27 protein-coding genes are annotated in these 26,128 nt (G+C 62.9%); 21 read left to right on the top strand and 6 right to left on the bottom strand.

What is annotated here, in order from left to right; translation table 11 throughout:
* Window positions 1–103: 103 nt before the first annotated feature.
* Both FVF58_RS18945 and FVF58_RS18940 read right to left on the bottom strand, forming a co-directional pair.
* Complete coding sequence (locus FVF58_RS18945; RefSeq protein WP_149671396.1) at window positions 104–1,792, bottom strand: acid phosphatase; 1,689 nt, start codon at window positions 1,790–1,792, stop codon at window positions 104–106.
* A 99-nt stretch (window positions 1,793–1,891) separates the two neighbouring features.
* Window positions 1,892–2,179 carry a hypothetical protein gene (locus FVF58_RS18940; protein ID WP_149671395.1) on the bottom strand — a complete coding sequence of 96 codons (288 nt, stop codon included), beginning with the start codon at window positions 2,177–2,179 and terminating at the stop codon, window positions 1,892–1,894.
* Window positions 2,180–2,423: 244 nt separating this feature from the next.
* On the opposite strand from FVF58_RS18940, the gene FVF58_RS18935 reads away from it, so the two are divergent.
* Both FVF58_RS18935 and FVF58_RS18930 read left to right on the top strand, forming a co-directional pair.
* Window positions 2,424–2,687, top strand: a complete 264-nt coding sequence (locus FVF58_RS18935; RefSeq protein ID WP_149671394.1) for a type 1 periplasmic-binding domain-containing protein — start codon at window positions 2,424–2,426, stop codon at window positions 2,685–2,687.
* A gap of 294 nt (window positions 2,688–2,981) precedes the next feature.
* Window positions 2,982–3,962 carry an IclR family transcriptional regulator gene (locus FVF58_RS18930; protein ID WP_149671393.1) on the top strand — a complete coding sequence of 327 codons (981 nt, stop codon included), beginning with the start codon at window positions 2,982–2,984 and terminating at the stop codon, window positions 3,960–3,962.
* 127 nt (window positions 3,963–4,089) lie between these two features.
* On the opposite strand, the gene FVF58_RS18925 is transcribed toward FVF58_RS18930, so the two are convergent.
* Window positions 4,090–5,163, bottom strand: coding sequence for a porin (locus FVF58_RS18925; protein ID WP_149671392.1), 1,074 nt, complete (start codon window positions 5,161–5,163; stop codon window positions 4,090–4,092).
* Window positions 5,164–5,602: 439 nt separating this feature from the next.
* On the opposite strand from FVF58_RS18925, the gene FVF58_RS18920 reads away from it, so the two are divergent.
* The 17 genes from FVF58_RS18920 (at window position 5,603) to FVF58_RS55195 (ending at window position 20,723) form a co-directional block, all read left to right on the top strand.
* Window positions 5,603–5,917, top strand: coding sequence for a non-heme iron oxygenase ferredoxin subunit (locus tag FVF58_RS18920; protein ID WP_149671391.1), 315 nt, complete (start codon window positions 5,603–5,605; stop codon window positions 5,915–5,917).
* Window position 5,918: 1 nt separating this feature from the next.
* On the top strand, window positions 5,919–6,230 hold the full coding sequence (locus tag FVF58_RS18915) for a recombinase-like helix-turn-helix domain-containing protein (RefSeq protein ID WP_149671390.1): 312 nt from the start codon (window positions 5,919–5,921) through the stop codon (window positions 6,228–6,230).
* 49 nt (window positions 6,231–6,279) lie between these two features.
* The gene (locus FVF58_RS18910; protein ID WP_149671389.1) at window positions 6,280–7,359 is read left to right on the top strand and encodes an aromatic ring-hydroxylating dioxygenase subunit alpha; all 1,080 of its coding nucleotides are present in this window, start codon (window positions 6,280–6,282) and stop codon (window positions 7,357–7,359) included.
* Window positions 7,352–8,119, top strand: a complete 768-nt coding sequence (locus tag FVF58_RS18905; protein ID WP_149671388.1) for an SDR family oxidoreductase — start codon at window positions 7,352–7,354, stop codon at window positions 8,117–8,119. Before FVF58_RS18910 ends, FVF58_RS18905 begins: the two co-directional genes overlap by 8 nt.
* A 26-nt stretch (window positions 8,120–8,145) precedes the next feature.
* Window positions 8,146–8,673: a cupin domain-containing protein gene (locus FVF58_RS18900; RefSeq protein WP_149671387.1), complete on the top strand. Its 528-nt coding sequence runs from the start codon at window positions 8,146–8,148 to the stop codon at window positions 8,671–8,673.
* Window positions 8,674–8,719: 46 nt separating this feature from the next.
* Window positions 8,720–9,610: an alpha/beta fold hydrolase gene (locus FVF58_RS18895; protein WP_149671386.1), complete on the top strand. Its 891-nt coding sequence runs from the start codon at window positions 8,720–8,722 to the stop codon at window positions 9,608–9,610.
* On the top strand, window positions 9,611–10,495 hold the full coding sequence (locus FVF58_RS18890; protein ID WP_149671385.1) for an IclR family transcriptional regulator: 885 nt from the start codon (window positions 9,611–9,613) through the stop codon (window positions 10,493–10,495).
* A complete protein-coding gene (locus FVF58_RS18885; RefSeq protein ID WP_149671384.1) occupies window positions 10,495–11,304 on the top strand; it encodes an SDR family oxidoreductase in 810 nt (269 codons plus the stop codon). The genes FVF58_RS18890 and FVF58_RS18885 overlap by 1 nt, the downstream gene beginning before the upstream one ends.
* Window positions 11,297–12,955, top strand: a complete 1,659-nt coding sequence (locus tag FVF58_RS18880) for a thiamine pyrophosphate-binding protein (protein ID WP_149671383.1) — start codon at window positions 11,297–11,299, stop codon at window positions 12,953–12,955. The genes FVF58_RS18885 and FVF58_RS18880 overlap by 8 nt, the downstream gene beginning before the upstream one ends.
* Window positions 12,948–13,778: an aspartate dehydrogenase gene (locus FVF58_RS18875; RefSeq protein ID WP_149671382.1), complete on the top strand. Its 831-nt coding sequence runs from the start codon at window positions 12,948–12,950 to the stop codon at window positions 13,776–13,778. Before FVF58_RS18880 ends, FVF58_RS18875 begins: the two co-directional genes overlap by 8 nt.
* A 32-nt stretch (window positions 13,779–13,810) precedes the next feature.
* On the top strand, window positions 13,811–15,301 hold the full coding sequence (locus tag FVF58_RS18870) for an aldehyde dehydrogenase (protein WP_149671427.1): 1,491 nt from the start codon (window positions 13,811–13,813) through the stop codon (window positions 15,299–15,301).
* A 17-nt stretch (window positions 15,302–15,318) separates the two neighbouring features.
* Window positions 15,319–16,284 carry a VOC family protein gene (locus tag FVF58_RS18865; protein WP_149671381.1) on the top strand — a complete coding sequence of 322 codons (966 nt, stop codon included), beginning with the start codon at window positions 15,319–15,321 and terminating at the stop codon, window positions 16,282–16,284.
* Window positions 16,277–17,542 carry an NAD(P)/FAD-dependent oxidoreductase gene (locus FVF58_RS18860; protein ID WP_149671380.1) on the top strand — a complete coding sequence of 422 codons (1,266 nt, stop codon included), beginning with the start codon at window positions 16,277–16,279 and terminating at the stop codon, window positions 17,540–17,542. Before FVF58_RS18865 ends, FVF58_RS18860 begins: the two co-directional genes overlap by 8 nt.
* Before the next feature lie 25 nt (window positions 17,543–17,567).
* On the top strand, window positions 17,568–18,971 hold the full coding sequence (locus tag FVF58_RS18855; protein ID WP_149671379.1) for an MFS transporter: 1,404 nt from the start codon (window positions 17,568–17,570) through the stop codon (window positions 18,969–18,971).
* A gap of 234 nt (window positions 18,972–19,205) precedes the next feature.
* Entirely contained in the window at window positions 19,206–19,439 is a 234-nt protein-coding gene (locus FVF58_RS18850; RefSeq protein WP_246217116.1) for an RHS repeat domain-containing protein, read from the top strand.
* Between the two features lie 137 nt (window positions 19,440–19,576).
* Window positions 19,577–20,443 carry a DUF6531 domain-containing protein gene (locus FVF58_RS18845; RefSeq protein ID WP_246217115.1) on the top strand — a complete coding sequence of 289 codons (867 nt, stop codon included), beginning with the start codon at window positions 19,577–19,579 and terminating at the stop codon, window positions 20,441–20,443.
* Window positions 20,328–20,723, top strand: a complete 396-nt coding sequence (locus tag FVF58_RS55195; RefSeq protein WP_484217517.1) for an RHS repeat domain-containing protein — start codon at window positions 20,328–20,330, stop codon at window positions 20,721–20,723. Before FVF58_RS18845 ends, FVF58_RS55195 begins: the two co-directional genes overlap by 116 nt.
* A 186-nt stretch (window positions 20,724–20,909) precedes the next feature.
* Here the strand turns inward: FVF58_RS55195 and FVF58_RS18840 are convergent, their stop codons facing one another.
* The gene (locus FVF58_RS18840) at window positions 20,910–22,040 is read right to left on the bottom strand and encodes an IS110 family RNA-guided transposase (protein ID WP_149671378.1); all 1,131 of its coding nucleotides are present in this window, start codon (window positions 22,038–22,040) and stop codon (window positions 20,910–20,912) included.
* A gap of 218 nt (window positions 22,041–22,258) precedes the next feature.
* Between FVF58_RS18840 and FVF58_RS18835 the strand changes: the two genes are divergently transcribed.
* Together FVF58_RS18835 and FVF58_RS18830 are read left to right on the top strand one after the other, a co-directional pair.
* Window positions 22,259–24,571 (top strand): RHS repeat-associated core domain-containing protein, encoded by a 2,313-nt coding sequence (locus tag FVF58_RS18835; protein WP_246217113.1) that lies wholly within the window; start codon window positions 22,259–22,261, stop codon window positions 24,569–24,571.
* An 11-nt stretch (window positions 24,572–24,582) separates the two neighbouring features.
* Window positions 24,583–24,855, top strand: a complete 273-nt coding sequence (locus tag FVF58_RS18830; protein WP_149671376.1) for a hypothetical protein — start codon at window positions 24,583–24,585, stop codon at window positions 24,853–24,855.
* Window positions 24,856–25,050: 195 nt separating this feature from the next.
* Here the strand turns inward: FVF58_RS18830 and FVF58_RS18825 are convergent, their stop codons facing one another.
* Together FVF58_RS18825 and FVF58_RS18820 are read right to left on the bottom strand one after the other, a co-directional pair.
* Window positions 25,051–25,512, bottom strand: a complete 462-nt coding sequence (locus FVF58_RS18825) for a GNAT family N-acetyltransferase (protein ID WP_149671375.1) — start codon at window positions 25,510–25,512, stop codon at window positions 25,051–25,053.
* Window positions 25,513–25,892: 380 nt separating this feature from the next.
* On the bottom strand, window positions 25,893–26,096 hold the full coding sequence (locus FVF58_RS18820; protein ID WP_149671374.1) for a DUF3562 domain-containing protein: 204 nt from the start codon (window positions 26,094–26,096) through the stop codon (window positions 25,893–25,895).
* Between the last annotated feature and the right edge of the window lie 32 nt (window positions 26,097–26,128).

Here is a 26,128-nt window from a genome sequence, read left to right as displayed (position 1 = left end):
GCCGCGGTGTTGCGAACGGCGCTTGCGCGGGTGTCGCAGCCGGCGGACCGAGACACGGGATACACCGCCCGCCGGCGCACAACAACCGGGCCGATCAGATCGCTCAAGCGAGATCCAGCGGCGCAGTCAAATCCCCGAGCGGCGCAAGGCCATTGCTCGCAAACGCGCGATCCCGCGCGAGCACGCCGTCGAGCGGCGCCAGTCCATGTACGCGGCTGATGAAGCGAAGAATCGAGTTGGTGTCGTACACCGTGTGATCGACATACCCCTTCTTCGCTAGCGGCGAAATCATCAGCGCCGGAATCCGCGACCCCGGACCCCAGCGGTCGCCCTGCGGCGGCGCAACCGGATCCCACCAGCCGCCGTTTTCATCGACCGTGACGATCACGACCGTATTCGCCCACTGCGGCCCGCGCTGAATATGCTCGACCACCGTGGCAATGTGACGGTCGCCCGATTCGACGTCCGCGTAGCCCGCGTGCATGTTCAGATCGCCTTGCGGCTTGTAGAAAGTGACGGGGGGCAGGCGTCCCGCGTCGATATCCGCGATCAGACGGTTCGACGACGCGTCGTTGCCGAGCCCCGCATCGCGCAGATGCCTGCCCCGTGCGGTCGTGCCCGGGGCGTAGTTGGCGAAATAGTTGAACGGCTGGTGGTGATACTGGAAGTCGGGCACCGCGCCGGTGTCCTGATGTTCCAGCGCGTATTGCCACGCGCCGCTGTACCACGCCCAGTCGACGCCCTTGTCCGTCAGCCGGTCGCCGATCGTCGCGTAATGCTGCGGCGTCAGCACGCGCGGATTCGACAGGTCGGCGAAGGCCGGATCGCCACCTTCGGCCGGGCGCACGTTGCTCGGCTGATAGGGCGGCGCCATCGTGTTGACCGCATAGCCGTCGGCGGTGAACAGGCCGTCGTTGACGAATTTAGGCGGACCGTCGAGCGCGGACGCCGGCGAGTCCGCGGCCTGCTTCAGGCGCGTGCCGGTCGGATCGTCGCCTTCCACCACCGACACCAGTTTCTTCGCCGGGCTGTTGTGGACGTCCGCATAGAAGGGCGCCTGTGCGGAGATCAGAAAGATGTGGTTCAGCCACGAGCCGCCGAAAGCCGCCATGAAGAAGTTGTCGCACAGCGTGTACTGCTGCGCGAGATTCCACAGACGCAGCGAATCGGCGGAATTGCGGTAATGGCCCATCACGAGGCCGCCGGAATCGCCCCACGCGGCGAACTGGTTGTTGCGCCCGGCGTTGATCTGCATCTGGTTCTGATAGAAACGATGCACCAGGTCGCGTGTGATCACGCCGGTCGGCAGCGGCGCGCCGTGCGCGTCGGCGATCCGGAAAGGCCGGTTGTGCAGGTGGTCGAGATCGTTCTGGCCGATCATGTAGCGCCGGCCGCCGACTTCCTGCGCTTGCGGCACGAGCCCGCCCCAGATGGCCGGCAAGCGCGGCAGCGGCGTCTTGCCGTCGCGGTCGAGTTGCAGGTAGCGCTCGGCGCTTACCGCGTCGAGCGGATGCTGGGCGCCCGGGAAGTTACCGTACAGATTCGCGAAGCTGCGATTCTCCGCATAGATCACCACGATGTGTTTGACCTGGTCGTGCAGCGCGGCGTCGAGCCGCAAGTCAGCGGCGCTGCGCGGCGGCGCGTTGCTCGACGCGCTCTGTTCGGTCTTGCAGCCGGTCAACGCGAGGCCCAGGCCGACCGCCGCGAGGCCGGTCAGGACACGGCGGCGTTCGGGATCGTCGGGGGCGTTGTGGTCGTCGTTGGGCGGGAGGCTGGAATCGTGGTCGGTCATCGGCTCGTTCCGTGGTTTGCGTAGCGGGCGCGTGAGTGCCGCGCTAAGGGCGCACCCGTCACCGGTTATGGATTCGACGAGGCCGGCCGGCCTCGCGGGCTAAGGCAGTCGGCGCTTCACGCGCCAACTGTTGTGCGTTGCGTCGACGGCCAGTAGCAGCCAGTGCCGCGCGTCCACGGGATGACGCTTTTGCGTCGCATAACCGTCGACGGTCAATTCGAGTTCGTCATGCGCTCGCAGATTGCAGGTGGCACGCGCGCCGGAGCCGTCCGCGAATTCGACGATCGCGGCCGCTCCGCGGGCCGGCTCGGGTAGATGCGCGATGCGTACCGCGCAGCCCGGATAAAGATGCGAGTCGGCAACCTTGATCTGAATGGAATCGGACATGGCGTGGCCTCCCTACGCTTGGACAGAGCGAGAACGCGGCCGTGTCGGCGGACCGCGCAAATGGACCGGATCAAAGCATAGCACCGCGTGTCTTGGTGGCAGCGCAGCAAAAGTGAGGTTGGCCGCACAACGTGGGCGGAAGGTCCGCGCAACGCTGCTGGAACAACACATTCTGGAAACGAAGCGCGAAGTGGTTGCAGCGGCGCGGCTCGCGTAACAGAAGGGCGGCCGTCCGCTCGACACGATGCCAGGCGGCAAGTCGTACGTTGAGCGTTACAAGAAGCGAGTCGGCGGCGAAGTCGAACAGTATTCGCCGTATGCGTATGACGGCACGATGGCCGTGCTGAACGCGATGAAGCAGGCCGATTCTGTCGATCCGCGCACGTGTCTGCCGGTGCTGAAGGCGACGCAGATGAAGGGCGTGACCACCAACGAACTCGCGTACGTCGAACGCGGCGATCTGAAGCAGGGCGGCGTGACCGTGTGCACGGTGACAAACGGCAAATAGGCGGCGCTGCGAACCGTCGGCACGAAATAAACCGCGAAGTAATCCCAACACCGGTTCGAGTCCCGGCGACGCACAGGTGGGCCTGATCCTAGGCCGCGGCGCGGGCGAACGATTGCAACTCTTCTTTCGATTGTTGCGCGCCGATTTCGCCTGTCTCATGGCTGCACATGAGGCTCGCTTTTTTCGTGGGCCGGAGCCTCTTGCGCGCACTGGGCGGCGCGATGAGTGAGCGCCGCACGCTTCGCGCTATCATGCTGATCTGACCATGACGAACAGCAGAAAACGGCAGCCAAGATGGCAAAAGAAGAGCAGACAGGAGCGGGACGTAAGCACACGAGGCCGCGCGGGGCGGCCGTTTCAGCTTCACGCGACGAAACGGCGTCGCCCGGGGCGGACAGCGCCCAAGCCGCCGCATCCACCGACTCCACCGACGAAGAGAGCGCCGGCGGATCGACTTATCTGGTGCCGGGTCTCGAACGCGGCCTGCGCATCCTCGCTGAATTCAGCGCGCGCGAGCCGGTGCTCGGCGCGCCCGAATTGTCGAAGCGGATCGGCATTCCGCGCACCACCACCTTCCGCTTGTTGCAGACGCTCGAAGCGCTCGGCTTTCTCGAACGCGTGAACGGCGACCGCTATTTCCGCCTGAGCGTCGCGGTGCTGCGCCTCGGCTTCGAATACTTGAGCTCGCTCGAACTGACCGATGTCGGCACGCCGATTCTCGAACGCCTGCGCGACGTCACCGGCCTGAGCACGCATCTGCTGATTCGCGATCAGCGCGACGTGGTGTTCGTCGCCAAGGCGCAAACCCGCGAGCCGATGTTCAGTTCCGTCAAGGTGCACGTCGGCACGCGTTTGCCCGCCCACGCGACGGTGCATGGCCAGGTGCTGATGGGCGATTTGAGCTTCGACGAACTGCGCCAGTTGTATCCCGAGCCGCAACTCGAACGGTTCACCGAACGCACGCCGACCACCGTCGAAGAACTGTATGGACGAGTGCGCGAAAGCGCGGCGCTGGGCTACGCGCTGAGCGAAGCGTCGTTCGAGCGAGGTATTTCGGTGGTGAGCGCGCCGGTGCGCGATCAAAGCGGCAAGATCGCAGCCGCGTTGACGGTCACGATTCCACGTTCGGACATCGGCGAAGCCGAGGAGCGCGAGCCGCTCATCATCGCCGTTTGCCAGGCGGCGCTCGAACTGTCCGAGCGACTCAGCTATCGGCCGCGCCCGGATGATCCGACCGCCGCCCAGGCGCGCCGCAAGCCGGTCGCGGCAAGCTGATCCGGCTTTTGGCGTAAGCGTTGTTGCATTGCGTTGTTTCGCGAGTCCGGCTGCGTATGCAGCCGGACTCGTGCGCTTCATAGCGCCAGCTTTCCAGAAGCCTCTGAAGCCTCCCAAGCCCCGCAGCTCAGAACGAGTGATGGATGCCAGTCAGCACGATCGTCTGATTCCGGCCGCTCGACACACCCGCGGTAAAGAACGCAGCGTTCGTGCCCGAACCCGCGCGCTGATACAGCCCATTCACATACAACTGCGTGGACTTCGACAGCGCGTAGATGTCGCCGATCATGAACTGCGTCCAGCGATGTCCTGCCAGCGTCGTGGTCGCGGCGCCGCCAGCCACCGAATTGAACGGCGTGAACTGATAATTCGCGCCCGCGTCGTAGCTCTGGAACGTGTCCGAGTGTCCAGCCGACTCCAGCTTCACGCGCGTGTACAGCGCGTGCACCAGCAGCTTGCCGAAACTGTACGACGCGCCCGCGCCCATGTTCTGCACCTTGTCCGCGACGTAGGTCGCGGCGGGCACGCCCTGGAACGTGGTGATGCCGGTGGTGACGATCGACGGCATGCGGTCGTGCTCGTCCGAATAGGCCGCGCCGGCCTTGAACGGGCCGTTCGCATAACTAAGGGCAAAGCTCAACGTTCTGCCGGTCGCGAAGTTGGTCGTGTTGCCCAGGCCCATCATCGCGCCGAACGAGAAGCCGCCAAAACTCGCGGAACGGAATTTCGCCGAGTTGTCGAACGGCACCACGCTGGTGTCGGCCAGCGAGTCGATGTTGCCCGGGTGGAACGCATACCAGCTGGCGGCCAGATACCCGGTGCTCAACGGACCCAGCACGTCGAAACTGAACGGCGTCTGATGGCCGAACGTGAGCGTGCCGATCGTGTCCGAACTGAGGCCGACGAACGCCTGGCGGTTGAAGAGCACGCCTGATTTGGCGAACGCTCCGGTGTTCGTGTAAAAGCCGTTTTCAAGCTGAAAAACCGCCTTCAGGCCGCCGCCCAGATCTTCCACGCCCTTCAGGCCCCAGCGGTCGGGCTGCATGTTGCCTTGCTCCTGAATCCACCTGGTACTGCCGCCGACGTTGCTGATATACGCGACACCGGCATCCAGGCTGCCGTAGAGCGTCACACTGCTCTGCGCCCAGGCGCCCGTCGTTGCGCAGATTGCCGTCAAGCCGGCCGCAATGATGTGCTTCACCGTTGGTTCTCCTGATCACACGACAATCAGCTCGCGCCGAATTCGTCGTCGCTGATCCTTGCTATGGGTTCGAATGCAGCTCGGGGTCTAGGCACCGAAGCTGCCTGCGTTATGTTCCATCTATGGGCGTTTGTATCGCCTATGGAAAAGTATAGTGAGTCTGAAAGTGGTAAAAATAAATTTTCGGACCCCGTACAAACCCGGAGAACCCAGCTTGAATTTGTCTGCTGATTTTCGGTAAATCCATTACTGACAAGGCTTCGCGCCGTACCGCACGCACTTGCGGGATCACGCAACGATGTGTTGCAAAAGCCACAGTCGGTGTTTTCCCCTACCACTTCAGATTTTTATTTTTTCTCGCTGAGGTCGCTCCTATAATTATCCATACACGAACTGTCGTTCCTTCCATGGAACACAGAGCTTCAGGAGAAGGCGAGAAATGACTGATCAATGGCGCTGCGCCGGCCATGCCGGCGACCTGTCCGAAGACGCGCCGCTCGAGTTCAAACTCGACGGCACCGAAATCGGCATCTATAAGGTGGGCGATGCGCTGTACGCGCTGGAAAACGTCTGCCCGCACGCATACGCGTTGCTGACGCAAGGCTTCATCGACGGCGACACCGTCGAGTGCCCGTTGCACGAGGCCGTGTTCCATATCCCGACGGGAAAGTGCCTGAAAGAGCCCGGCGGTCGCGACCTGAAGATGTATTCCGTACGTCTGGCAGGTGAAGAAATCCAGATCAAGGTGGCATGACATGCGAGAGGTAGCCGTGAACTTCAATCCCTTCCTGAAGCCGTGGCTCGCGCCGCAGCCGAACAATGTCGCCGGCAAGGGCATGATCGAGAAGCCGGGTGAGACCAGCAACTTCATCTGGCAAACGCGCAAGGCCGAGCCGACGCAATACGAAAACGACTTCGGCGACGCGCTCGAACAGGTTTTCGAAGCGGGCGCGACCGAGTTGCAGGACGTGGTCGACGGTTTGAACCGCGTGGGCTTCCGCACTCCGGAAGGCAATGCGTGGGACGCCGAGCGTCTCGCCGCCGAATTCCGTCTGCTCGCCGAATAAGCGCGCTTTCCCGAACACGTTTCATCGCATCCGTACCCGGAGTCTCTTCATGACGTCCCCCACTACAACTCAAGGCGCAGCCGACCCGATCCAGTCGTACCTGAACAAAGGCCTGCGCAACTACTGGTATCCCGTCGCGCCGAGCTGGCAAGTCGGCGACGCGCCGATCGGCATCACGCGCCTGGGCGACCAGATCGTGCTGTGGCGCGACAAGGAAGGCAAAGTCCGCGCACTCGAAGACCGTTGCCCCCATCGCGGCGCGCGTCTGTCGCTCGGCTGGAACCTCGGCGGCAGCGTCGCGTGCTGGTATCACGGCATTGAAGTCGACGGCACCGGCACGGTGCAGCGCGTGCCCGCCGTATCGGCCTGCCCGCTGGAAGGCCAGAAGTGCGTGAAGTCGTATCCGGTCGAAGAACATGCGGGCGCGATCTTTCTGTGGTTCGGCGACGACGCGCATAAGGAACCCACGCCGCTGACGCTGCCGGAAGAACTGGTCGGCGAGGAGTACGCGAGCTTCCTGTGCATGTCGCACTGGAAATGCAATTACCAGTACGCGATCGACAACGTGATGGACCCGATGCACGGCGCGTATCTGCACGCGACGTCGCACTCGATGGCCGAAGGCGACAAACAGGCCGACATGCGCGTGCGCAAGACCGAAACTGGTCTGATGTTCGAGAAGGTCGGCCAGCGTGACGTGAACTTCGACTGGGTGGAACTCGGCGAAACCGGCACCTTGTGGATGCGCCTCGCGATTCCGTACAAGAAGAAGTTCGGCCCGGGCGGCAGCTTCGGGATCATCGGCTTCGCCGTGCCGGTCGACGAAGACAACTGCCAGGTCTACTTCTGGCGCACCCGCAAGGTGCAAGGCTGGCAGCGCGACGCGTGGCGCTTCCTGTACCGCAACCGGCTGGAAGGTCTGCATTGGGCCGTGCTCGAACAGGACCGCTACGTGCTCGAAAGCATGGCGCCGAACGCGCGCGAGCACGAATTCCTCTATCAGCACGACGTCGGCATGACGCGTGTGCGCCGCATGCTGCGCCAGCGCGCCCAACAGCATTTCGCCGATCTCGACGCGCATCGCGCGCAAGCGGCGGCAGCTGCTGAAGCGGGCTACAGCCATGCATAACGACGCCCACGCAGCGCTTAACGGCCGGCGCGTCCTCGTGACGGGCGGCGCGCGCGGTCTCGGCGCGGCGTTTGTCCGCGCCCTGGTGCAGGCCGGCGCACAAGTGGTGTTCGGCGACGTGCTGCACGAGGAAGGCGCGGCGCTCGCGGCATCGCTGCGCGAGCATGGCCACGCGGCGACCTACCTGCCGCTCGATCTCGCCGACCCCGTCAGCATCGAACAGTTCGCGCAGCAAGGCGCGGCGCGACTCGGCGGCATCGATGCGCTGATCAACAACGCGGCGATCACCAACTCCGGCGGCAAGTTCGCCGACGAGTTGTCGGTCGAGACGTGGGACGCCGTGATGAACGTCAACGTGCGCGGCACCTGGCTGATGAGTACCGCCGCGCTGCCGTATCTGCGCGACTCGCACCGCGGCAGCATCGTCAACATCGCGTCGGACACGGCGATGTGGGGCGCGCCGAAGCTGCTCGCGTATGTCGCGAGCAAGGGCGCGGTGATCTCGATGACACGCTCCCTGGCGCGCGAATTCGGCGCCCATCAGGTGACGGTCAACGCGATCGCGCCGGGGCTGACCGAAGTCGAGGCGACCGCCTATGTGCCCGCCGAGCGTCACCAGTATTACCTGCAAGGCCGCGCGCTGACGCGCGCGCAAGTGCCCGATGACGTGACCGGGCCGGTGCTGTTCCTGTTGTCCGATGCCGCGCGCTTCGTGACCGGCCAATTGCTGCCGGTCAACGGCGGCTTCGTGATGAATTGATCTTGTCGAATCGAAAGGAGAAAGAGATGGCGGACGCCGATATCGAACGTAAATCGTGGGACCAACCCGCGGACGCGAGCTTCGCGCAATGGCTGGACAGCCGCGTCGCGCGCCTGGAAACGCGTCGCTATGACTGGGACGCGCTGAAGTTCCAGGCCGACTACGACCCGAAGTACCGCCGCGCGCAAATGCGCTACGTCGGCACGGGCGGCACGGGCGTCGCGAAGGACTCGAACACGGTGCCCGCAGGCGGCTTCACGTTCTCGACGATGGTGATCCCGGCCGGCAACATCGGCCCGAGCCATATTCATATGGATGTCGAAGAAATCTTCTTCGTGCTGCGCGGCAAGATGAAAGTGGTCTGCGAGAAAGACGGTGAAACGTGGGAAGCCGTACTCGGCGAACGCGACCTGATCTCGGTGCCGCCGGGCGTGTACCGCACGGAAGTGAACATCGGCGAAGAAGACGCGCTGATGTGCGTGATGCTCGGTTCGCCGAAGCCGATCACGCCGACATATCCGCCGGATTCGCCGCTCGCCAGGCTCAAGCGCTAAATCGCTGAAGCGACGTTCCAGTTTCAAAACACTCGCGAAGGAAATCATGTCCGCAGTCCCGTCCGCTACCGCCGCTCAGCCCGCCACGTTCGAAGCACGCCTTGCGCGATTTGCGGTGCAGCAGGTCGCGCTGGCATCGCAAAGCGTGCTGAGCTACCGCGAAGCCGGCGGCGCCGACAGCGATGCGCTGCCGCTCGTGTTGCTGCACGGTATCGGTTCGGGTGCGGCATCGTGGGTGCAGCAGTTCGACGTGCTCGGCGCGAGCCGTCGCGTGCTGGCATGGGATGCGCCGGGTTATGGCAGGTCCACGCCGGTTGCGGCGGCGTCGCCCGTTGCGGACGATTACGCAACCGCATTGAAGGACTGGCTCGACGCGCTCGGTATCGAACGCTGCGTGCTGGTCGGGCACTCGCTCGGTGCGATCATCGCCGGCGCGTTTGCTACGACTCACCCGCGCCGTGTCGCCGGTCTGCTGTTGTTGTCGCCGGCGGGCGGCTACGGCGCGGCATCGGCCGAGGTGCGCGAGACGAAGCGCGACCAGCGCCTCGCCATGCTGAAAGAACTCGGCCCGCAAGGTCTCGCCGAAAAACGCAGCGCCAATATGCTGTCCGCTCACGCAAGCGAGGAAGCCCGCGCGTGGGTGCGCTGGAACATGTCGCGCGTGATCCCGCACGGCTACGCGCAAGCAACACATCTGCTCGCGAACGCCGATCTCGCCGCCGACCTCGCGCGCTACTCAGGCCGTGTGAACGTCGCGGTCGGCGCCGACGACGCCATTACCCCGCCCGCCGCCTGCGAGCGTCTCGCACAGGCCGCGCGCACGCCATTGCAGGTCGTGCCGCACGCGGGGCACGCCGGCTATATCGAAGCACCCGCCGCGTACACCGCGATCATCGACACGTTCTGCCGCGCGAGCGGCGGACAACGGAGCCAATGAATGACGCCCGACATCATCAACGCCGAGCGCGACGCGGACGACGAGCGCACCGACACCAGTAGCGATTCCGGCTACCGGGTACCGGGTCTGGAACGTGGTCTGAAGATTCTGACCGAGTTCTCGCCGCGCGAGCCGGTTCTCGGCGCCCCGGAATTGTCCCGGCGCCTGAAGATTCCCCGCACGACGGTGTTCCGTCTGCTGCAAACGCTCGAATCGCTCGGCTTTCTGGAGCGCGCCGACAAGGACCGCAACTATCGCCTCGGCGTCGCGGTGCTGCGGCTCGGGTTCGAATATCTGAGTTCGCTCGAACTGACCGACCTCGGCCTGCCGATTATCGAAGCGCTGCGCAACGAAACCGGTCTGACGAGCCACATCGTGATTCGCGACGGACGCGACGTGGTGTTCGTCGCCAAGGCGCAAAGCCACGCGCCGATTTTCAGTTCGGTGAAGGTCAATGTCGGCACCCGTCTGCCGGCCCATGCGACGACCCACGGCCAGGTGCTGATGGGCGACATGACGCTCGACGATCTGAAGAAGCTCTATCCCGAACCGGAACTCGAGCGCTTCACGAAGCAGACGCCCGCCACCGTCGAGGATCTGTACGAACGGATTCGCGACGACGCGCGGCGCGGTTTCGCGATCAGCGAGTCGTCGTTCGAGCGCGGCATTTCGGTGGTGAGCGCGCCGGTGCGCAACGACACGGGCCGCATCGTCGCGGTCATCACGACCACGATTCCGCGTCACGAGATCGACGCATCGCTGCTCGATAGTGGCTTGATCGACAAGGTCCGCCGCGCGGCCGACGAACTCTCGCAGCGGCTCAACTATCGGCCGAAAAACGGCCCGAACGCGGGCAGCAAATACATGAAGGCATTGGGGCTCTGATGATTCAAATCGACTTGACCGGGCAGGTAGCGGTGGTGACGGGCGGTTCGTCCGGCATCGGCCTCGCGACCGCCGAACTGTTTTTGCGGGCCGGCGCCTCGGTCGCGATCTGCGGCCGTAACGCCGAGCGGCTCGCGCAAGCGCAAGCCGCGCTGAACGCGCAGTTTCCCGACGCGCAACTGCTCGCGCAAAGCTGCGACGTGCTCGACACTGAGGACGTCAACGCGTTTGCGAAAGCGGTGCAGGAGCGCTTCGGCCGCACCGACATGCTGGTGAACAACGCGGGCCAGGGGCGTGTGTCGACGTTCGCCGACACCACCGACGACGCGTGGCGCGAAGAACTCGACCTGAAGTACTTCAGCGTGATTCGCCCGACGCGCGCGTTTTTGCCGATGCTGCGCGACGCGGCCGGCGCCGGCAACAACGCGGCGGTGGTTTGCGTGAACTCGCTGCTCGCGCTGCAACCCGAACCGCACATGGTGGCGACATCGTCGGCGCGCGCCGGCGTGTTGAGCCTCATCAAGTCGCTCGCGGTCGAACTCGCGCCGCAGCGCATCCGTGTCAATTCGATCCTGATCGGCATCGTCGAATCGGGTCAGTGGCGCCGCCGTTTCGCGACGCAGGCGAAGCCGGGCCAGAGCTGGGAAGACTGGACCGCCGAGCTCGCGCGCACGAAAAACATTCCGCTAGGCCGCTTCGGTCGCCCCGAAGAAGCCGCTCAAGCGCTCTTTTACCTGGCTACGACGCTGTCGTCCTATACGACGGGCAGTCACATCGATGTTTCTGGAGGCGTTGCACGACATGTCTAACAAAACCACCGTTGGCGAACTGATCGCCGCTTTCCTCGAGCAGTGCGGCGTTCAAACCGCATTCGGCGTGATCTCCATTCACAACATGCCGATCCTCGACGCGATCCACAACCGCGGCAAGATCCGCTACGTCGGCGCGCGCGGCGAAGCCGGCGCGGTGAACATGGCCGACGGCCTCGCCCGCGTCTCCGGCGGCCTCGGCGTGGCATTCACCAGCACGGGCACCGCGGCGGGCAACGCAGCCGGTGCGATGGTCGAAGCGCTGACCGCGGGCACCGCGCTGCTGCACGTCACCGGCCAGATCGAAACCGAATACCTGGATCAGGACCTCGCATATATCCACGAAGCGCCGGACCAACTGTCGATGCTGTCGTCGATCTCGAAGGCCGCGTATCGCGTGCGCTCGGTCGAGACCGCGCTGTCGACGATCCGCGAAGCCGTGCGCGTCGCGCAAACCGCGCCGAGCGGGCCGGTCAGCGTCGAGATTCCGATCGACATTCAGGCAGCCGAAGTCGAATGGCCGGGCGACCTCAGCGCGCCGCACGTCACGACGCTCACGCATTGCAGCCAGCGCGTCGCGCAACTCGCGGAGCAACTGGTCAACGCAAAGCGCCCGCTGCTGTGGTTGGGCGGCGGTACGCGTCATGCGGCCAAGGCGGTCGAGCGCCTCGTGGCGCTAGGCTTCGGCGTCGTGACCAGCGTGCAGGGCCGTGGCGTGCTGCCGGAAGATCATCCGGCGACGCTCGGCGCGTTCAACGTGCACTCGGCGGTCGAGAGCTTCTACAAGACGTGCGATGCGCTGGTGGTGGTGGGTTCGCGTCTGCGTGGCAATGAAACGCTGAAGTACAAGCTCGCGCTGCCGCAACCGTTGTATCGCATCGACGCCGACGCGCTCGCCGACAACCGTGGCTACCGCAACGAGATGTTCATTCACGGCGATGCATCGGCCGTCCTCGAAGAACTGGCGACGCTGCTCGAAGGCCGCCTGAAGGTCGATCCGAAGTTCGCACAGGATCTGGCTGCCGCGCGCGAAAGCGCGGTGGGCGACGTGGGCAAGGGCCTCGGCCCGTACAAGCGCCTCGTCGACGCGCTGCAAGCCGCAGTGGGCCGCGACTACAACTGGGTGCGCGACGTCACGATCTCGAACAGCACGTGGGGCAACCGCATGCTGAAGATCTTCTCGCCGCGCGCGGGCGTACACGCACTCGGCGGCGGCATCGGCCAGGGCATGCAGATGGCGATCGGCGCGGCGCTCGCGGGCAATGCCGCGAAGACCGTGTGCCTCGTCGGCGACGGCGGCCTGATGGTCAACGTCGGCGAACTCGCGACGGCCGTGCAGGAAAACGCCAACGTGATGATCGTGCTGATGAACGACCAGTGCTACGGCGTGATCCGCAACATTCAGGACGCGCACTACGGCGGCCGCCGCTGCTACGTCGATCTGCATCAGCCGGACTTCGCGCAGTTCTGCGAGAGCCTGAAGCTCACGCACTACCGCATCAAGTCGCTCGACCAGGCCGACGCGATCATTCGCGAAGGCATCGCGAAGAGCGGACCGGTGCTGGTCGAAGTGGACATGCTGTCGGTCGGCTCGTTCGCCACTGCGTTCGCGGGGCCGCCGGTCAAGGAACAGGAGCCGGAACATGCATGAGGCCGGCTACGCGGGGCATCACGCACCTGTCGACGTCGCGATGATCGGCTTCGGCGCGATCGGCCAGGCGGTGTACCGCTCGGTCGCCGCCGACCCGACGGTGCGCGTGTCGCACGTGATCGTGCCGCAGCGGCACATGGCGTCGGTGCGTGAATTCGTGGGCGCGTCGGTGGACGTGGTGACCTCGGTCTCCGCCTTGAGCAGCCAGCCGCATTTCGCGCTGGAATGCGCGGGCCACAGCGCGCTGGTCGATCACGTGGTGCCGCTGCTCAAAGCCGGCACGGATTGCGCGGTGGCCTCGATCGGTGCGTTGTCCGACGTGTTGCTGCTCGACGCGTTGTCCGCCGCCGCCGATGAGGGCGACGCGACGCTGACGCTGTTGTCCGGCGCGATCGGCGGAGTGGACGCGCTGGCCGCGGCCAAACTCGGCGGTCTCGACGAAGTGCTGTACACGGGCCGCAAGCCGCCGAGCGGCTGGCTCGGCACGCCGGCCGAACAGGTCTGCGATCTGAACACGCTGAACGAAGAGCGGGTGATCTTCGAAGGCAGCGCGCGCGAAGCGGCGCGGCTCTATCCGAAGAACGCCAATGTCGCCGCGACGATTGCGCTGGCCGGTCTCGGTCTGGACCACACCACGGTGCGCCTGATCGCCGATCCGAACGTGACACGCAACGTGCATCGCATCGTGGCGCGCGGCGCATTCGGCGAGATGTCGCTGGAAATGTGCGGCAAGCCGCTGCCGGACAACCCCAAGACGTCCGCGCTGACCGCGTATAGCGCGATTCGCGCGCTGCGCAATCGCGCGGCCCGCTGCGTGATTTAAGTCTTTAGCTGAAGCAAACCGGAATGACCGACATGACTCACTTCGATACCAGCCTCGTGCCCACCGGCGATATTTTCATCGGCGGCGAATGGCGGCAAGGACGTGGCAACCCGTACAAAAGCCTGTATCCGGCGGATCAGTCGGTCAACATGGAAATCTCGACGGCCAATGCCGACGACGCCCGCGAAGCGGTGGAAGCCGCTGACCTCGCATGGCGCCGCGCGGACTGGTCGGGTCTGAAGCCGCATCAACGCGCGCTGATCCTGTACCGCATCGCCGATCTGATCATGGCGCGCCACGAAGCGCTCGCGCAATTGCAGCGCCGCGACAACGGCAAGCCGATCGGCGAAACGCGCGTGCTGGTGGCGAGCGCCGCGAACACGTTCCGCTATTTCGCGGCCTGCCTCGAAACGCTCGACGAAGAAGTCACGCCGTCGCGCGGCGACTATCTGACCATGAGCGTGTACGAGCCGATTGGCGTGATCGCAGCGATCACGCCGTGGAATTCGCCGATCGCTTCCGACGCGCAGAAGCTCGCGCCGGCGCTCGCGGGCGGCAACGCCGTGGTGTTGAAGCCTGCTGAAGTCACGCCGCTGGTTTCGCTGGCGCTCGCGCGCATCTGTGAAGAAGCCGGAGTGCCGAAGGGGGTCATCAGCGTGTTGCCCGGCAAGGGCTCGGTGATCGGCGACGTGCTGGTGCGTCATCCGCTCGTGAAGAAAGTGTCGTTCACCGGCGGCACTGAAGTGGGCCGCGGCATCGCGCGCATCGCGGCAGACAAGCTGATGCCGGTATCGCTCGAACTCGGCGGCAAGTCACCGACCATCGTGTTCGATGACGCCGACCTCGATCATGCGGTCAATGGCGTGTTGTACGGTATTTTCAGTTCGTCGGGCGAGGCCTGCATCGCGGGCTCGCGTCTGTTCGTGCAGCGCTCGATTTACGACGCGTTCATGAGGCGTCTGACCGAAGGCGCGCGCAAGCTGCGCGTCGGCGATCCGTCGCGCGAGCAAACGCAGATGGGACCGCTGATCACGGCGGCGCATCGCGAAAGCGTCGAGCGCTATGTCGCGCTGGGTCTCGAAGAGGGCGGCCGCCTGCTGTGCGGCGGCGAGCGTCCGGTCGGCGATGGCCGCGAAGCCGGCACCTACTTTCAGCCGACGATTCTCGAAGGCCTGACCAACGACGCGCGCATCTGTCAGGAAGAAATCTTCGGACCGGTGCTGGTGGCCATGCCGTTCGACGACGAAGCAGCGCTGCTGAAAGAAGCGAACAATAGTGTGTTCGGCCTCGCCGCCGGCATCTGGACGCGCGACTACAAGCGCGCGTACCGGATTGCCCGTGCGCTCGAAGCCGGCACCATCTGGATCAACACCTACAAGCTGTTCTCGATCTCGACACCGTTCAGCGGCTGGAAAGAGAGCGGCATGGGACGCGAGAAAGGCCGCCTGGGCATCCGCGAATACATGCAACAGAAGAGCCTCTACTGGGGCTTGAACGACGCGCCGCTGGCGTGGGCACACTGAAGACGCAAGAGGCACGTATGACGATTCTCGGCATTGAACAGATTATTTACGGCGTGACGGATCTCGCCACCTGCCGCCGCTTTTTCGCGGACTGGGGCCTGAAAGAGACCGCGCACGACGAGACGCACGCGCGCTTCGAAACGCTGAACGGCTGCACGATTCTCGCCGTCGATGCGAACGACCCGTCGCTGCCGCCCGCGTTCGAAGAAGGTCCGACGCTGCGCGAAGTGACGTGGGGCGTTGCGACGAAAGCCGAACTCGACGAACTGCGCGGCCGCTTCGCCGGTCAGCCGGGCCATTTCGAAACCGATGACGCGGTTGGTTGCATCGATCCGAACGGCATGGCGATTCGCGTCGAAGTGACCCGCAAGCGTGCGCTCGACGTGCACGGTTCGCCGTCGAACGTGTGGGGCCAGACCTTGCGTGTCGATCAGCCGTCGCCGATCTACGAACGCGCCGAGCCGGTCGAAGTGGGGCATGTCGTGTTCTTCACGAACAAGCTCGCCGAACAGGAAAAGTTCTACCAGGAACTGCTCGGCTTCGAAATGTCGGACCGTTATCCGGGCCGTGGCGCGTTCATGCGCTGCGCGCCGCACGGCGGTCATCACGACATCTTCCTGCTGGCCCTGCCCAACGGTAAGCGCGGCCTGAATCACGTCGCGTTCACCGTGCGCGACATCCACGAAGTGTTCGGCGGCGGCATGCATATCAGCCGTTGCGGCTGGGATACGCAACTCGGGCCGGGACGTCATCCGGTGTCGTCGGCGTACTTCTGGTACTTCCAGAATCCGGCCGGCGGCCTGATCGAGTACTACGCCGATGAAGACCAACTCACCCCCGAATGGCAGCCGCGCGATTTCGAGCCAGGCCCGACCGTGTTCGCCGAATGGGCGATCGACGGCGGCATCGACGGCAATACGCGGCGCCAGAAAAACGCCAAAGCGCCGGAAGGCAAGTTCATGACGGAGCGCAAAAATGACTGATGCTGCTACTGTAAAGGCGCAAGCCGCGCATGCCGGACTCGAAGCGCCGCGCACGATCGTCGTGATCGGCGGCGGCCAGGCGGCCGGCTGGGTCGTGAAGACCCTGCGCAAGGAAGGCTTCGACGGCCGTCTCGTGATGATCGCCGACGAGGTTCATCTTCCGTACGAGCGTCCGCCGCTGTCGAAGGCCGTGCTGGCCGGCGAAGCGGATATCGACACCGTGCGCCTCATGAAGCCCGACGACTTCGATGAGCTAGACGTCGAAGCGTGGCAACCGGATTACGCGACTTCGATTGATCGCGAGGAACGCATCGTGCGCACCCAGTCGGGCCGCGAGGTGCAATACGACCGCCTGGTGATCGCCACCGGCGGCGCGGCGCGCCGTTTGCCGGACGCGCTCGTGAAGACCTCGCACATCGCCTACCTGCGCACGCTGGATGAAGCCGTCGCGCTCGGCGAGCGGCTGCGCGCAAGCAAGCGCGTGCTGGTGGTGGGCGGCGGCTGGATCGGTCTGGAAGTGGCGGCCACCGCGCGCAAGCTCGGCGTCGACGCGACCGTGGTGGAAGGTGCGCCGCGTTTGTGTGCGCGCTCGTTGCCGCCGATGGTGTCCGGCTTCCTGCTCGACCTGCATCGGGCGAACGGTGTGGACGTGCGCCTGAACGCATCGCTCGTCAAGCTCGAAGATCATCCGCACGACGCGAGCCGGATGCGCGCGACGTTCGCAGACGGCTCGACGCTCGACGCCGATTTCGCGGTCGCCGGCATCGGCCTCACGCCGCACACGGCGCTCGCTGAAGCGGCCGGCGTGAAGGTGGACGACGGCATCGTCGTCGATCATTTCGGCGCCACCGACGACCCGCGCATTTTCGCGTGCGGCGACGTCGCCAATCATCCGAGCGCGTGGCTCAAGCGCCGCGTGCGGCTCGAATCGTGGGCCAACGCGCAGAACCAGGCGATCAGTACGGCGAAGGCGTTGCTCGGCACGTTCGAACCGTACGCGGACATTCCGTGGTTCTGGTCCGATCAGTATGACGTCAACCTGCAGATCCTCGGCGACATTCCGGGCAATGCGCATCTGGCCGTACGCGGCGACCTGCCCGGCAAGCGCGCCACGCTGTTCCATCTGGAAGACGGTGTGATTCGCGGCGTGATTGCCATCAACACTCCGCGCGAACTGAAACTCTCGCGCAAGTGGATGAATCAAGGCCGGACCATCGACCTTGCCACCCTGACGGACGCCTCAACGGCGCTTGCCTAACCATATCTACGGACGGCACCACGGCATGAGAACCATCGATAACACCATGGGGGACCGCAGCAGCGCCGGTGTCTCAGGCCCCGTGACCCGGGGCTCGATCATCGCGCGTCTCGAGCGGTTGCCGAAGAACGCAATGCAGGTGCGCGCGCGCATACTGATCGGTCTCGCGACGTTCTTCGACGGCTTCGACGTGATCGCGATCGCGGCCACGCTGCCGATCCTGATCGCGAAGTGGCAACTGACGCCGTGGGAAATCGGCTTTCTGATCGGCTCCGGTTCGGTCGGGCAACTGATCGGCGCGTTCGTGTTTCCCTGGTATGCGGAGCGCAAGGGCCGCGTGAAGGCGATTGCGTTGAGCTCGGGGATCATCGGCATCACCAGTATTGCATGCGGTTTTGCGCCGACGTTCGCCGCGTTCGTCGTGCTGCGCGTGATTCAGGGTCTGGGGCTCGGCGGTGAATTGCCGGTGGCCGCGACTTACATCAACGAGATTAGCCGTGCGCATGGCCGTGGACGTTTCGTGCTCCTATATGAAATCGTTTTTCCGGTCGGCCTGCTCGCGTCGAATGCGCTGGGTGCGTGGATCGTGCCGCGCTTCGGCTGGCAAGCGATGTACTTCATCGGCGGCATGCCGTTGATCCTGTTCTTCGTGCTGCGCCGTCTGGTGCCGGAATCGCCGCGCTGGCTCGCCGAGCGCGAACGGATGGCCGATGCCGATGCCGCCGTGCACCGGTTCGAACGTGCCGCGAAAGGTCCGCTGCCGCCGGTGGTCAATTCGGCTGAATTCGACGCGATGGCCAATCGCCATCCGAAACGCCGCATGGCGGATCTGTTCGGGCCGGCGTATCTGAAGCGCACGCTGGCCGTGGCGATGCTGTGGATCACCTGCGGCTTCATCCAGTACGGTCTGTCGACGTGGTTGCCGACGATCTATCGCACGATTTATCACGCGCCGCTGCAACTCGCGCTGAATCTGGCAGTGGCGGCTTCGGTGCTCGGCGTGCTCGGGTCGTTGACTTGCGCGTTGCTGGTCGACAAGGTGGGACGCAAGCCGATCATCAACGTGTCGTTCGTGGCGTGCGCGCTTTCGCTGGTGATGGCGGGGGTGTTGCACGGGTCGTCGGTGTATGTGGTGGCGACGTGCTGTGCGCTTGCGCTCGGCTTCCTCGCTTGTGGCTTCATTACTGCTTACGTGTATACACCGGAGCTGTATCCGACCAGCATCCGCGCGATGGGATGCGGCGTCGGCGGCGCGTGGCTCAAGGTGGCGGCGATCTTCGCACCGGCCATCGTGTCGAAGACGATGATCGGCGGCAATCTGGAAGTGGCGTTTTATATTCTCGCGGCCGTGCCGTTTCTGGCGGCGATTGCGGTGCATCTTCTTGGTATCGAGACCAAGGGGAAAGTGCTGGAGCAGTTGGAAGCTTGAGCGTGTGATGGGTTTGGTGGGCGGTGGATGTTGAGTGCCGCGATAGTGGAGGGACGAAGGGCGCACCGGGTGGTGCGCCTTTTGTTTTTGGGGCTGGGAAAGTGTTGGTTTGCGATGCGGAGTAGCGTTTAAGAAAATTCGCTGGACCAATAAGAACGATCCACTATAAAGAGCATTCGTCTTTCGATATCTTACAAAGCGTTGATAAGAAGCAAGACTAAGCAGGAGGTATCGGTGACGAATTTTTTTGAATATTGGAGCAATCGGCCTCGGGCGCTCCTGGGCGGTATGGTTAGCGGCGGTGCGATCGCGCTGGCTTGTCTTTCAATTCCCGCGATGTCTGCGCATGCAGATGAAGTCACCTATGGCTATGACGCATTAGGGCGACTCACGAGCGTTACGGCAGGCGGCGCCGTAGCGTACTACGACTACGACGCGGCGGGGAACCTCACCGCAATCCGCCGATAACGCGCATTGGCTTTCTCGCCTTCTCTTCCGTTTGCCGGTCAATTTGCAGTGCGCTGAACATGTCAGTCGCGCTCTTTCATCCGTTGTCTGCCGGGTCCTCAATGTCAATGTTTTATCCCGCTGCCGCCGTGCGGCGCATGCGCTCCCCTCGTCGCCCCCTCTTTATGTTTCTGGTTGCGTTGCTGTTGTGGTTTATCGCGCCACATGTGCATGCCGCTACCGACTGCGACTCCAAGTATTTGAATTCGGGCGCTTACCCGGCCGATCCGATGTGTCCGCTGAATGCCGCGGCCGCAGACTTCGGTGGTCTCGGAGGGTATGTGTGCGGCGATCCAGATGTGATCGCGGCGTATTGCAGCGGGCCATCGGGCACCGACACAATCGAGCCGCCATCGCCCGAAGGCAGCATGCCCGATCCGGGGCAGAGCAACTGCTCAGACGATTCCACTGCTGGTTGTGGCAACAGCACTTCAGGCGCCGATCCGGTGAACCTGTACAGCGGTCAGTTCTATCAGTACAACCATGACCTCACCGTGACCGACACGGCGGGAAGCCTGGAACTGGTGCGGGTCTATCGTAGCGACGCTTACGACGCGGCAGGCAAACCTCTGGTCGGAGCCTTTGGCGTGGGTATGAGTTTTACCTACGACACCATTCTTGCGATGAGCGTCGACCGCAAGAGGCTCGAGTTCCGCGAGGCGACCGGCATACGTGTGCCGTTCACGCCGCGCGCGGGCAGTTCCAGGATCTGGGACAACCTGACGAGCCCCGGAGAGTACTACTTGGCGCGGATCGATGCGGTCGGCAGTTCAGGCATGACGCTAACCTTGCGTGACGGCCGTGTACGGGCAGTTCACGATGAGCGGCGGCGTCTACCGGCTCACTCGCGTGCAGGACCGCAACGGCAACGCGATCGCGATCGCGCGCAACGGTACGACGGGAGCTGTAACGACTGTCACAAGTCCAAATGGTCGCGCGTTCGGTTTCACGTCGATCACGGGTAGCCATGGTATGCCGCTGGTATCGCGCGTGAGCGATCCGCTGAAGCGCGAAGTCGCATACCAGTACGACAGTCAGGACCGGCTTACCCAGTTCACGGATGCCGGCGGCGGCGTATGGAAATACGGCTGGGACAGTCAGAGCCGTTTAATCACCACTACCGATCCGCTGGGCAATATCCAGGTTGATATGACTTCCCGTGTCAATCAGATCGGTTTTGTGTTTTCGATATTTGAATTTCCTGAGGGCGACGTAGCAGTAAATCTCGACGGTGGATCAAGCTGATATCCGCGGATTGGTTACCGCATTACAGATGTCCACCCAATGAGCCTTCCGCTACCTACCAGCGCAAGTCAGATGAGATCCGTTGCCTAACCTGGTCGCGGGTTACTCGTGTGCCGGGCTACGTCGCCTTCAGGAAACTCCTCCGTGTGTGGTTACGCTGGACATGGTTGCAAGTATTGCTTCACGTCAGGTTATCTGTGTCTCACGGGGAATGGCGAGCGACAACGACAGCCGGCAGATGTCCCATATGAACCCACTGAGCTCACGCGCAACTGCGACTACCACGACATTCTTCTCCTTGCCGCGCGCGACGAGTTTGCGATAGCGTCGGCAAAGGCGTACCTGCGCGTCCCAGGCTCGATCTACAATTGGCTTGGGCAAGCCCTCATGACGACGCTGGATATCCGGGCTTACGCGTGCGGGATGCCGGTAGCTCCATGCAGCTTCAACCAGCAGCTTTCTCGCATAACTGTTGCCGCTTTTAGTGATGCTGCCCTGACGGCGCTTGCCTCCCGATGAGTGCTCGGATGGTGTCACCCCCAGCCATGCCATCAACTGCCGTGGGTGCACGAAGCGCGAGAGATCCCCCAGCTCGGCGAGCATACCCACCGCGGTGGTGAACTGTACGCCGCGCATGGCCTGCAGGCCCAGCACGACCGGATAGAAGCGCCAGTTGACGACGGCCTCACGCAGCGCCGACTCCAGCCGGTCACATTGCGCGAGCCGGTCTTCGATCGCGCGACGTTGTTCTTCGAACGCAAACTGCTGCCACGTACTGTCGAAGCTATACGCGCTCAGCCAGCGCCGGTGCGCTGGTCCCCAGTCAGCACAGCCGGTATAGCGTACACCGTGCGAAAGCAGAAATGCCTTCACCCGTTGTCGCGCACGCTTCAGGTCGTCTTTGGCAATTACCCATGCGCGTGCCAGATCCCGGAATGCTTCATCTTCGACGCCGGGCACGTACACTGCCGACAGATCGCCAGCACGCAATGATCGAACGAGCTTGACGGCATCACGTCGGTCAGTCTTGATGCGCTCACCCGGCTTCCTGGGAATCAGCGATGGCGCGCACACCATGCACTGGAAACCTTTCTGGACAAGCTGACGGTAAAGTCCATATCCGCACGGGCCCGCCTCATAGACGACGCTGATGCATCGCGCTTTCGATTGCAGTCGCTTACACAGACGCTCCACGTCGGCGTGTGTAGTACCGCTCTTGCCAAGCAATTCAACCTCGCCCGCTCCAATCGCATAGGCGGCTGTGATCGAATCCTTATGAACATCGAGACCCACATAAAGAGTGATATCGTGTTTCACGCTGGCCTCCGTCTCGGAAATCGCCGGGTGCGGCACGTCCGTACCGTGCGGCTCTGGCAGTCATGCTAATCCGCGTTTGATTCCGCTGCAGCAGGCCAGCCTCTGCCTCACAGGAAGTCATACTGCCTACCAATACTTATGGGAATGGCGGAGACCTGAACGATCGCGTCATTTCGCAGAAGCTTGCCGATAACAGCACGTTTGCGTTTGCGTACACGGTGACGGGCGGCAAGGCCACCAAGACCGAAGTGACAGACCGGCGGGGCAGTATCCGTCGCCTTGAATTCGATGCCAGCGGCCACGTGGTGCGCAACACCTATCCGACGGGGCTGGATATTGCACAGGTCCAAACGTATGTCTACGACGTCACCGGCCGCGTGACGAACTTCACCTCGACCGATCGGCAGTACACGTATGCTTACGACGCGAATGGCAACCGCATCAGCGAGGCCGATCAATCCGGCACGCTGGTGACACGTAGCTTCGACAGCTACAGCCAGTTACTTACTGAAGCACAGGCTGGCGACCCGCAACGCGGCGTCAGCACTGCCTACACCTATGACGCAAAAGGTAATCTGCTGACTGTCACCGACCGGCTCGGTAATCGGACGACGTTCACGAATGATAGCCAGGGGCGCCCCCTCACGGTGACCGATGCGCTCAAAGGCGTGACGAAATTTTCATGGGCGGCCGCGGATCTGCTTGGTGTCACCGATCCTTTGAGCAGGACAACATCATATACAACGGATGCTGTTGGTCGTGTGACGGCAGTGCAGGATCCTCTCAGTCATTCCACACGCCGCACCGTCGATGCACTGGACCGCACCACTGACATCACCGATGCTGCTGGCGGGGTGACTCACCTTGAATGGGATGGTGCCGGTCGCCTGCTCAGTCAAGCTGATCCGAAGGGCGTGACGACGCGCTATACGTACAACGCGATTGGCCGTCCCGTGAGCAAGACCGATCCGCTGGGTCATAAATCGACCTACACATGGAACAGCGCGGGGCAGATCGGGACGGTGACCGACCGCAGGGGTCAGGTGAGGACGTACATCTATGATGCGGCAGGGCGCTTGGGTCAAATCTCATTTCAGCCTGCGGCCGGTGCGCCTGAATCCCATCGCTGGCAATACAGCTGGGACAAGACCCTCGGCAAACTGATTGGTATCACTGACTTTGGCCCGAGCACACGCGGGAACATACAAGCCGATGGGACGCAAGTTAGCACGGCGTTGTACTACGACCCTGTGACCGGTAAGTACAACGGCATGTTCGAATTTCCGACGTTCCAGGGGCGTTGGACGTACCGCTTTGCACCTGATACTCGTGATCTCACTGGGATCGACATGGATCGCGCCTCGGTGAGTTACAGTCGCGACGCGGAACGCCGGGTTACGCAGATCCAGTACCAGGTCAACGGTGAAGCGCCGCGCATATTCAGCTATACATACGACGCATTGGGGCGGCTTAGCCAGACGAAATTTGCCAACGGAATAGCAGCAACTAATACATGGGACGCGGCAAGTCAGTTGACGGGCATCACGTACAAGCGAGCCGATGGCAGCGTGCTGGGGGATCTGACGTATGGCTATGACCTGGCGGGTCGTCGCACGAAAGCGGGTGGCAGTCTCCTGAAGGTAAATCTGCCGCAGGCGGTGAACGACGCCCAGTACAACGCGGCGAATCAATTGACGCGCTGGGCGGGTAAGACGCTCTCGTATGATTTGAACGGCAACCTGGCTAGCGACGGGGTGAACCAGTACAACTGGAACGAGAATGATCTGCTGAGTCAGGTCAGCGGCGGAGTGACGGCAAGCTTCAGCTACGACGTGTTCGGCCGACGTAACCGCAGCACGGTGAATGCTCACCGTTTGCAGACCGGCTGGATCGACAATGAACTGAATCTCATGATGCCGGATGATGATTGGTCGCAGCGCATTCGCGTGTTTTCCCCGTATCCGGAAAGCGGAGTGGATGAACTGGCGTACCGACGCATCGGCGATGACGCAAGCCGCGACCGATATGTTCTGCGTGACGCGAATAACAATGTGGTCGCGTTGACGGATGCTGATCAGCAAAGCCTGACGCAGTACAGTTACGAGCCTTATGGTGGTACTAATCAGACGGGTGCGGTGGACCCGAACTCACAGCAGTTCACTGGGCGGGAGAATGATGGGACGGGGTTGTACTACTATCGGAGCCGGTATTACAGTCCGGCCACAGCAAGATTCATCAGTGAGGATCCGATCGGGTGGGCAAGTGGGCAGACGAATGCGTATGCTTACGTCGCCGGCAATCCGGTGCAGTTCACGGATCCGTTTGGCGAGGCAGGGGTAATCACGGGATTTACGCGACATGGCTTGAATCAAGCTATCAACCGAGGCGTTTCACCGGGCGCTATGTGCGACGCGGTGAACAACCCAATCAGCGTTACCGAGAGATCCAATGGGACTACCAGGTACATAGGTGCCGGTGCTGTTGTAGTGCTGAACCCCGCCGGTCGGGTTGTAACGGTTTGGGGCCAATAGAGGGCAACTCAATGAGCGGAAAACAGCGACATAGCCATGCCTTGCAGGATGCAGTCAAAGAGGTTCTGCTTCGCGATTGGGATCCAATAGGTATCGGGGGGGAAGGTGCAGCGAAGGAGGAATACGACGTCTATGTCACCAAGATTTGCGTACTCATTGCGCAAAGGCAGTCGGTTGATGAAGTGATCAAATATCTCTTATGGGCAGAGACAGAAGAGATGGGATTGCAGGCAGATGTTGAACGAGCGCGAAGAGTGGCCGGAAGGCTGGTTCAATTCGTTTAATTGCCTTGCGCTCCGATGATCTAACGAGTTCGCGGATCTGGCGGGGTTGCAGGCGATACCGATTCCTATGCCCCCACCGCCGTCTGGGCGGAGTTGCAATCCGGGTTCGGGAGGAGCAGCGAGAATCGGTAGCATGCAATGCGATCGGCGCGGCGGGCCGCCTTGTTCGGCCGTCCATGCGCCCCCACCGCCCTCTCACAACGCCTTTCGATAAACCACAAACCCCGACTTATCCGCCACCTGATCATAAAGCTTCATCGCCGTCTGATTCGTCTCATGCGTTTGCCAATAAACGCGTTGCGCGCCATCATCTTTCGCGCGCGCATAAACCGCTTCGATCAGCGCCCGCCCCACGCCCTTGCCGCGCTCGGTTTCGAGCGTATAGAGATCCTGCAAATAGCAGATCGGCCCGGCCATCGTCGTGTGACGGTGATACAGGAAGTGCACGATACCGACCAACTGTCCGTTGCGCTCGGCGACCATCGCGTGCATGGGTTCGTATCCGTCGAAAAAACGTCCCCACGTGACCTCCGTGATCTCGCGTGGCAATGCCGTTTCGCCCGAGCGGCCGTAGAACGCGTTGTAGGCGTCCCATAGCGGCAGCCATGCGTCGAAGTCTTCACGGGTAACGGCGCGAATCTGAATCGAGTCGGACATGAGCGAGGTTCCTTGCTGAATGAGGGCAACGATCGGATGAGTGAGGCTGACGTGCCACACTTTAACCGATCGGCCCGCACCATTTGCACCGAACCTTCGTTATGAACCTGTGCCCAAAACTCGCCGGGTCACGCCGTGGCGAGGTCTCACGAATGTCCTGCATCTCATCGGCGCTAGCTCTTTGCAATGAGCACGCAGCATCAGCGAGGGATGAAGTGAAGCACGTTGCGAAGGAATTTCCAGTCTCGATCGCTGAAGATCGGGATCTCGCAGCTTGAAAAAAGATCGATACGCGTTCGCAAGAATCGGCAAGCCAGCCAATCAGCTTGCCGAAGCGAAGCATCATCAGAAACGCGGTGGTCTCCGCGCGCCACCGTGTATCAGTGTTTTCGGTTCGAGCTATGGCGAAGTTGATCGCGCACTTTCTTCGCGGCGAACAGCGGCACATAGTCGAAGACGCGCGCGTCGTGCCGATAATCGGCCAAGGTGTCCGCATACATCCGCGAAACCGTTTCGGTCGGCGTATCCGTTTCTTCGGCGATGCTTCTCACCACTTCGTTTATATCGGGCTCGGGCTGCGACATGGATCTCTCTGGATAGGCGCCAGGTTGGACGG

Source organism: Paraburkholderia panacisoli, assembly GCF_008369935.1.
GTDB classification, from domain to species: Bacteria; Pseudomonadota; Gammaproteobacteria; order Burkholderiales; family Burkholderiaceae; genus Paraburkholderia; species Paraburkholderia panacisoli.
The sequence above is the reverse complement of the archived record's forward strand: the minus strand, read 5'-3'. Positions and strand labels throughout refer to the sequence as shown.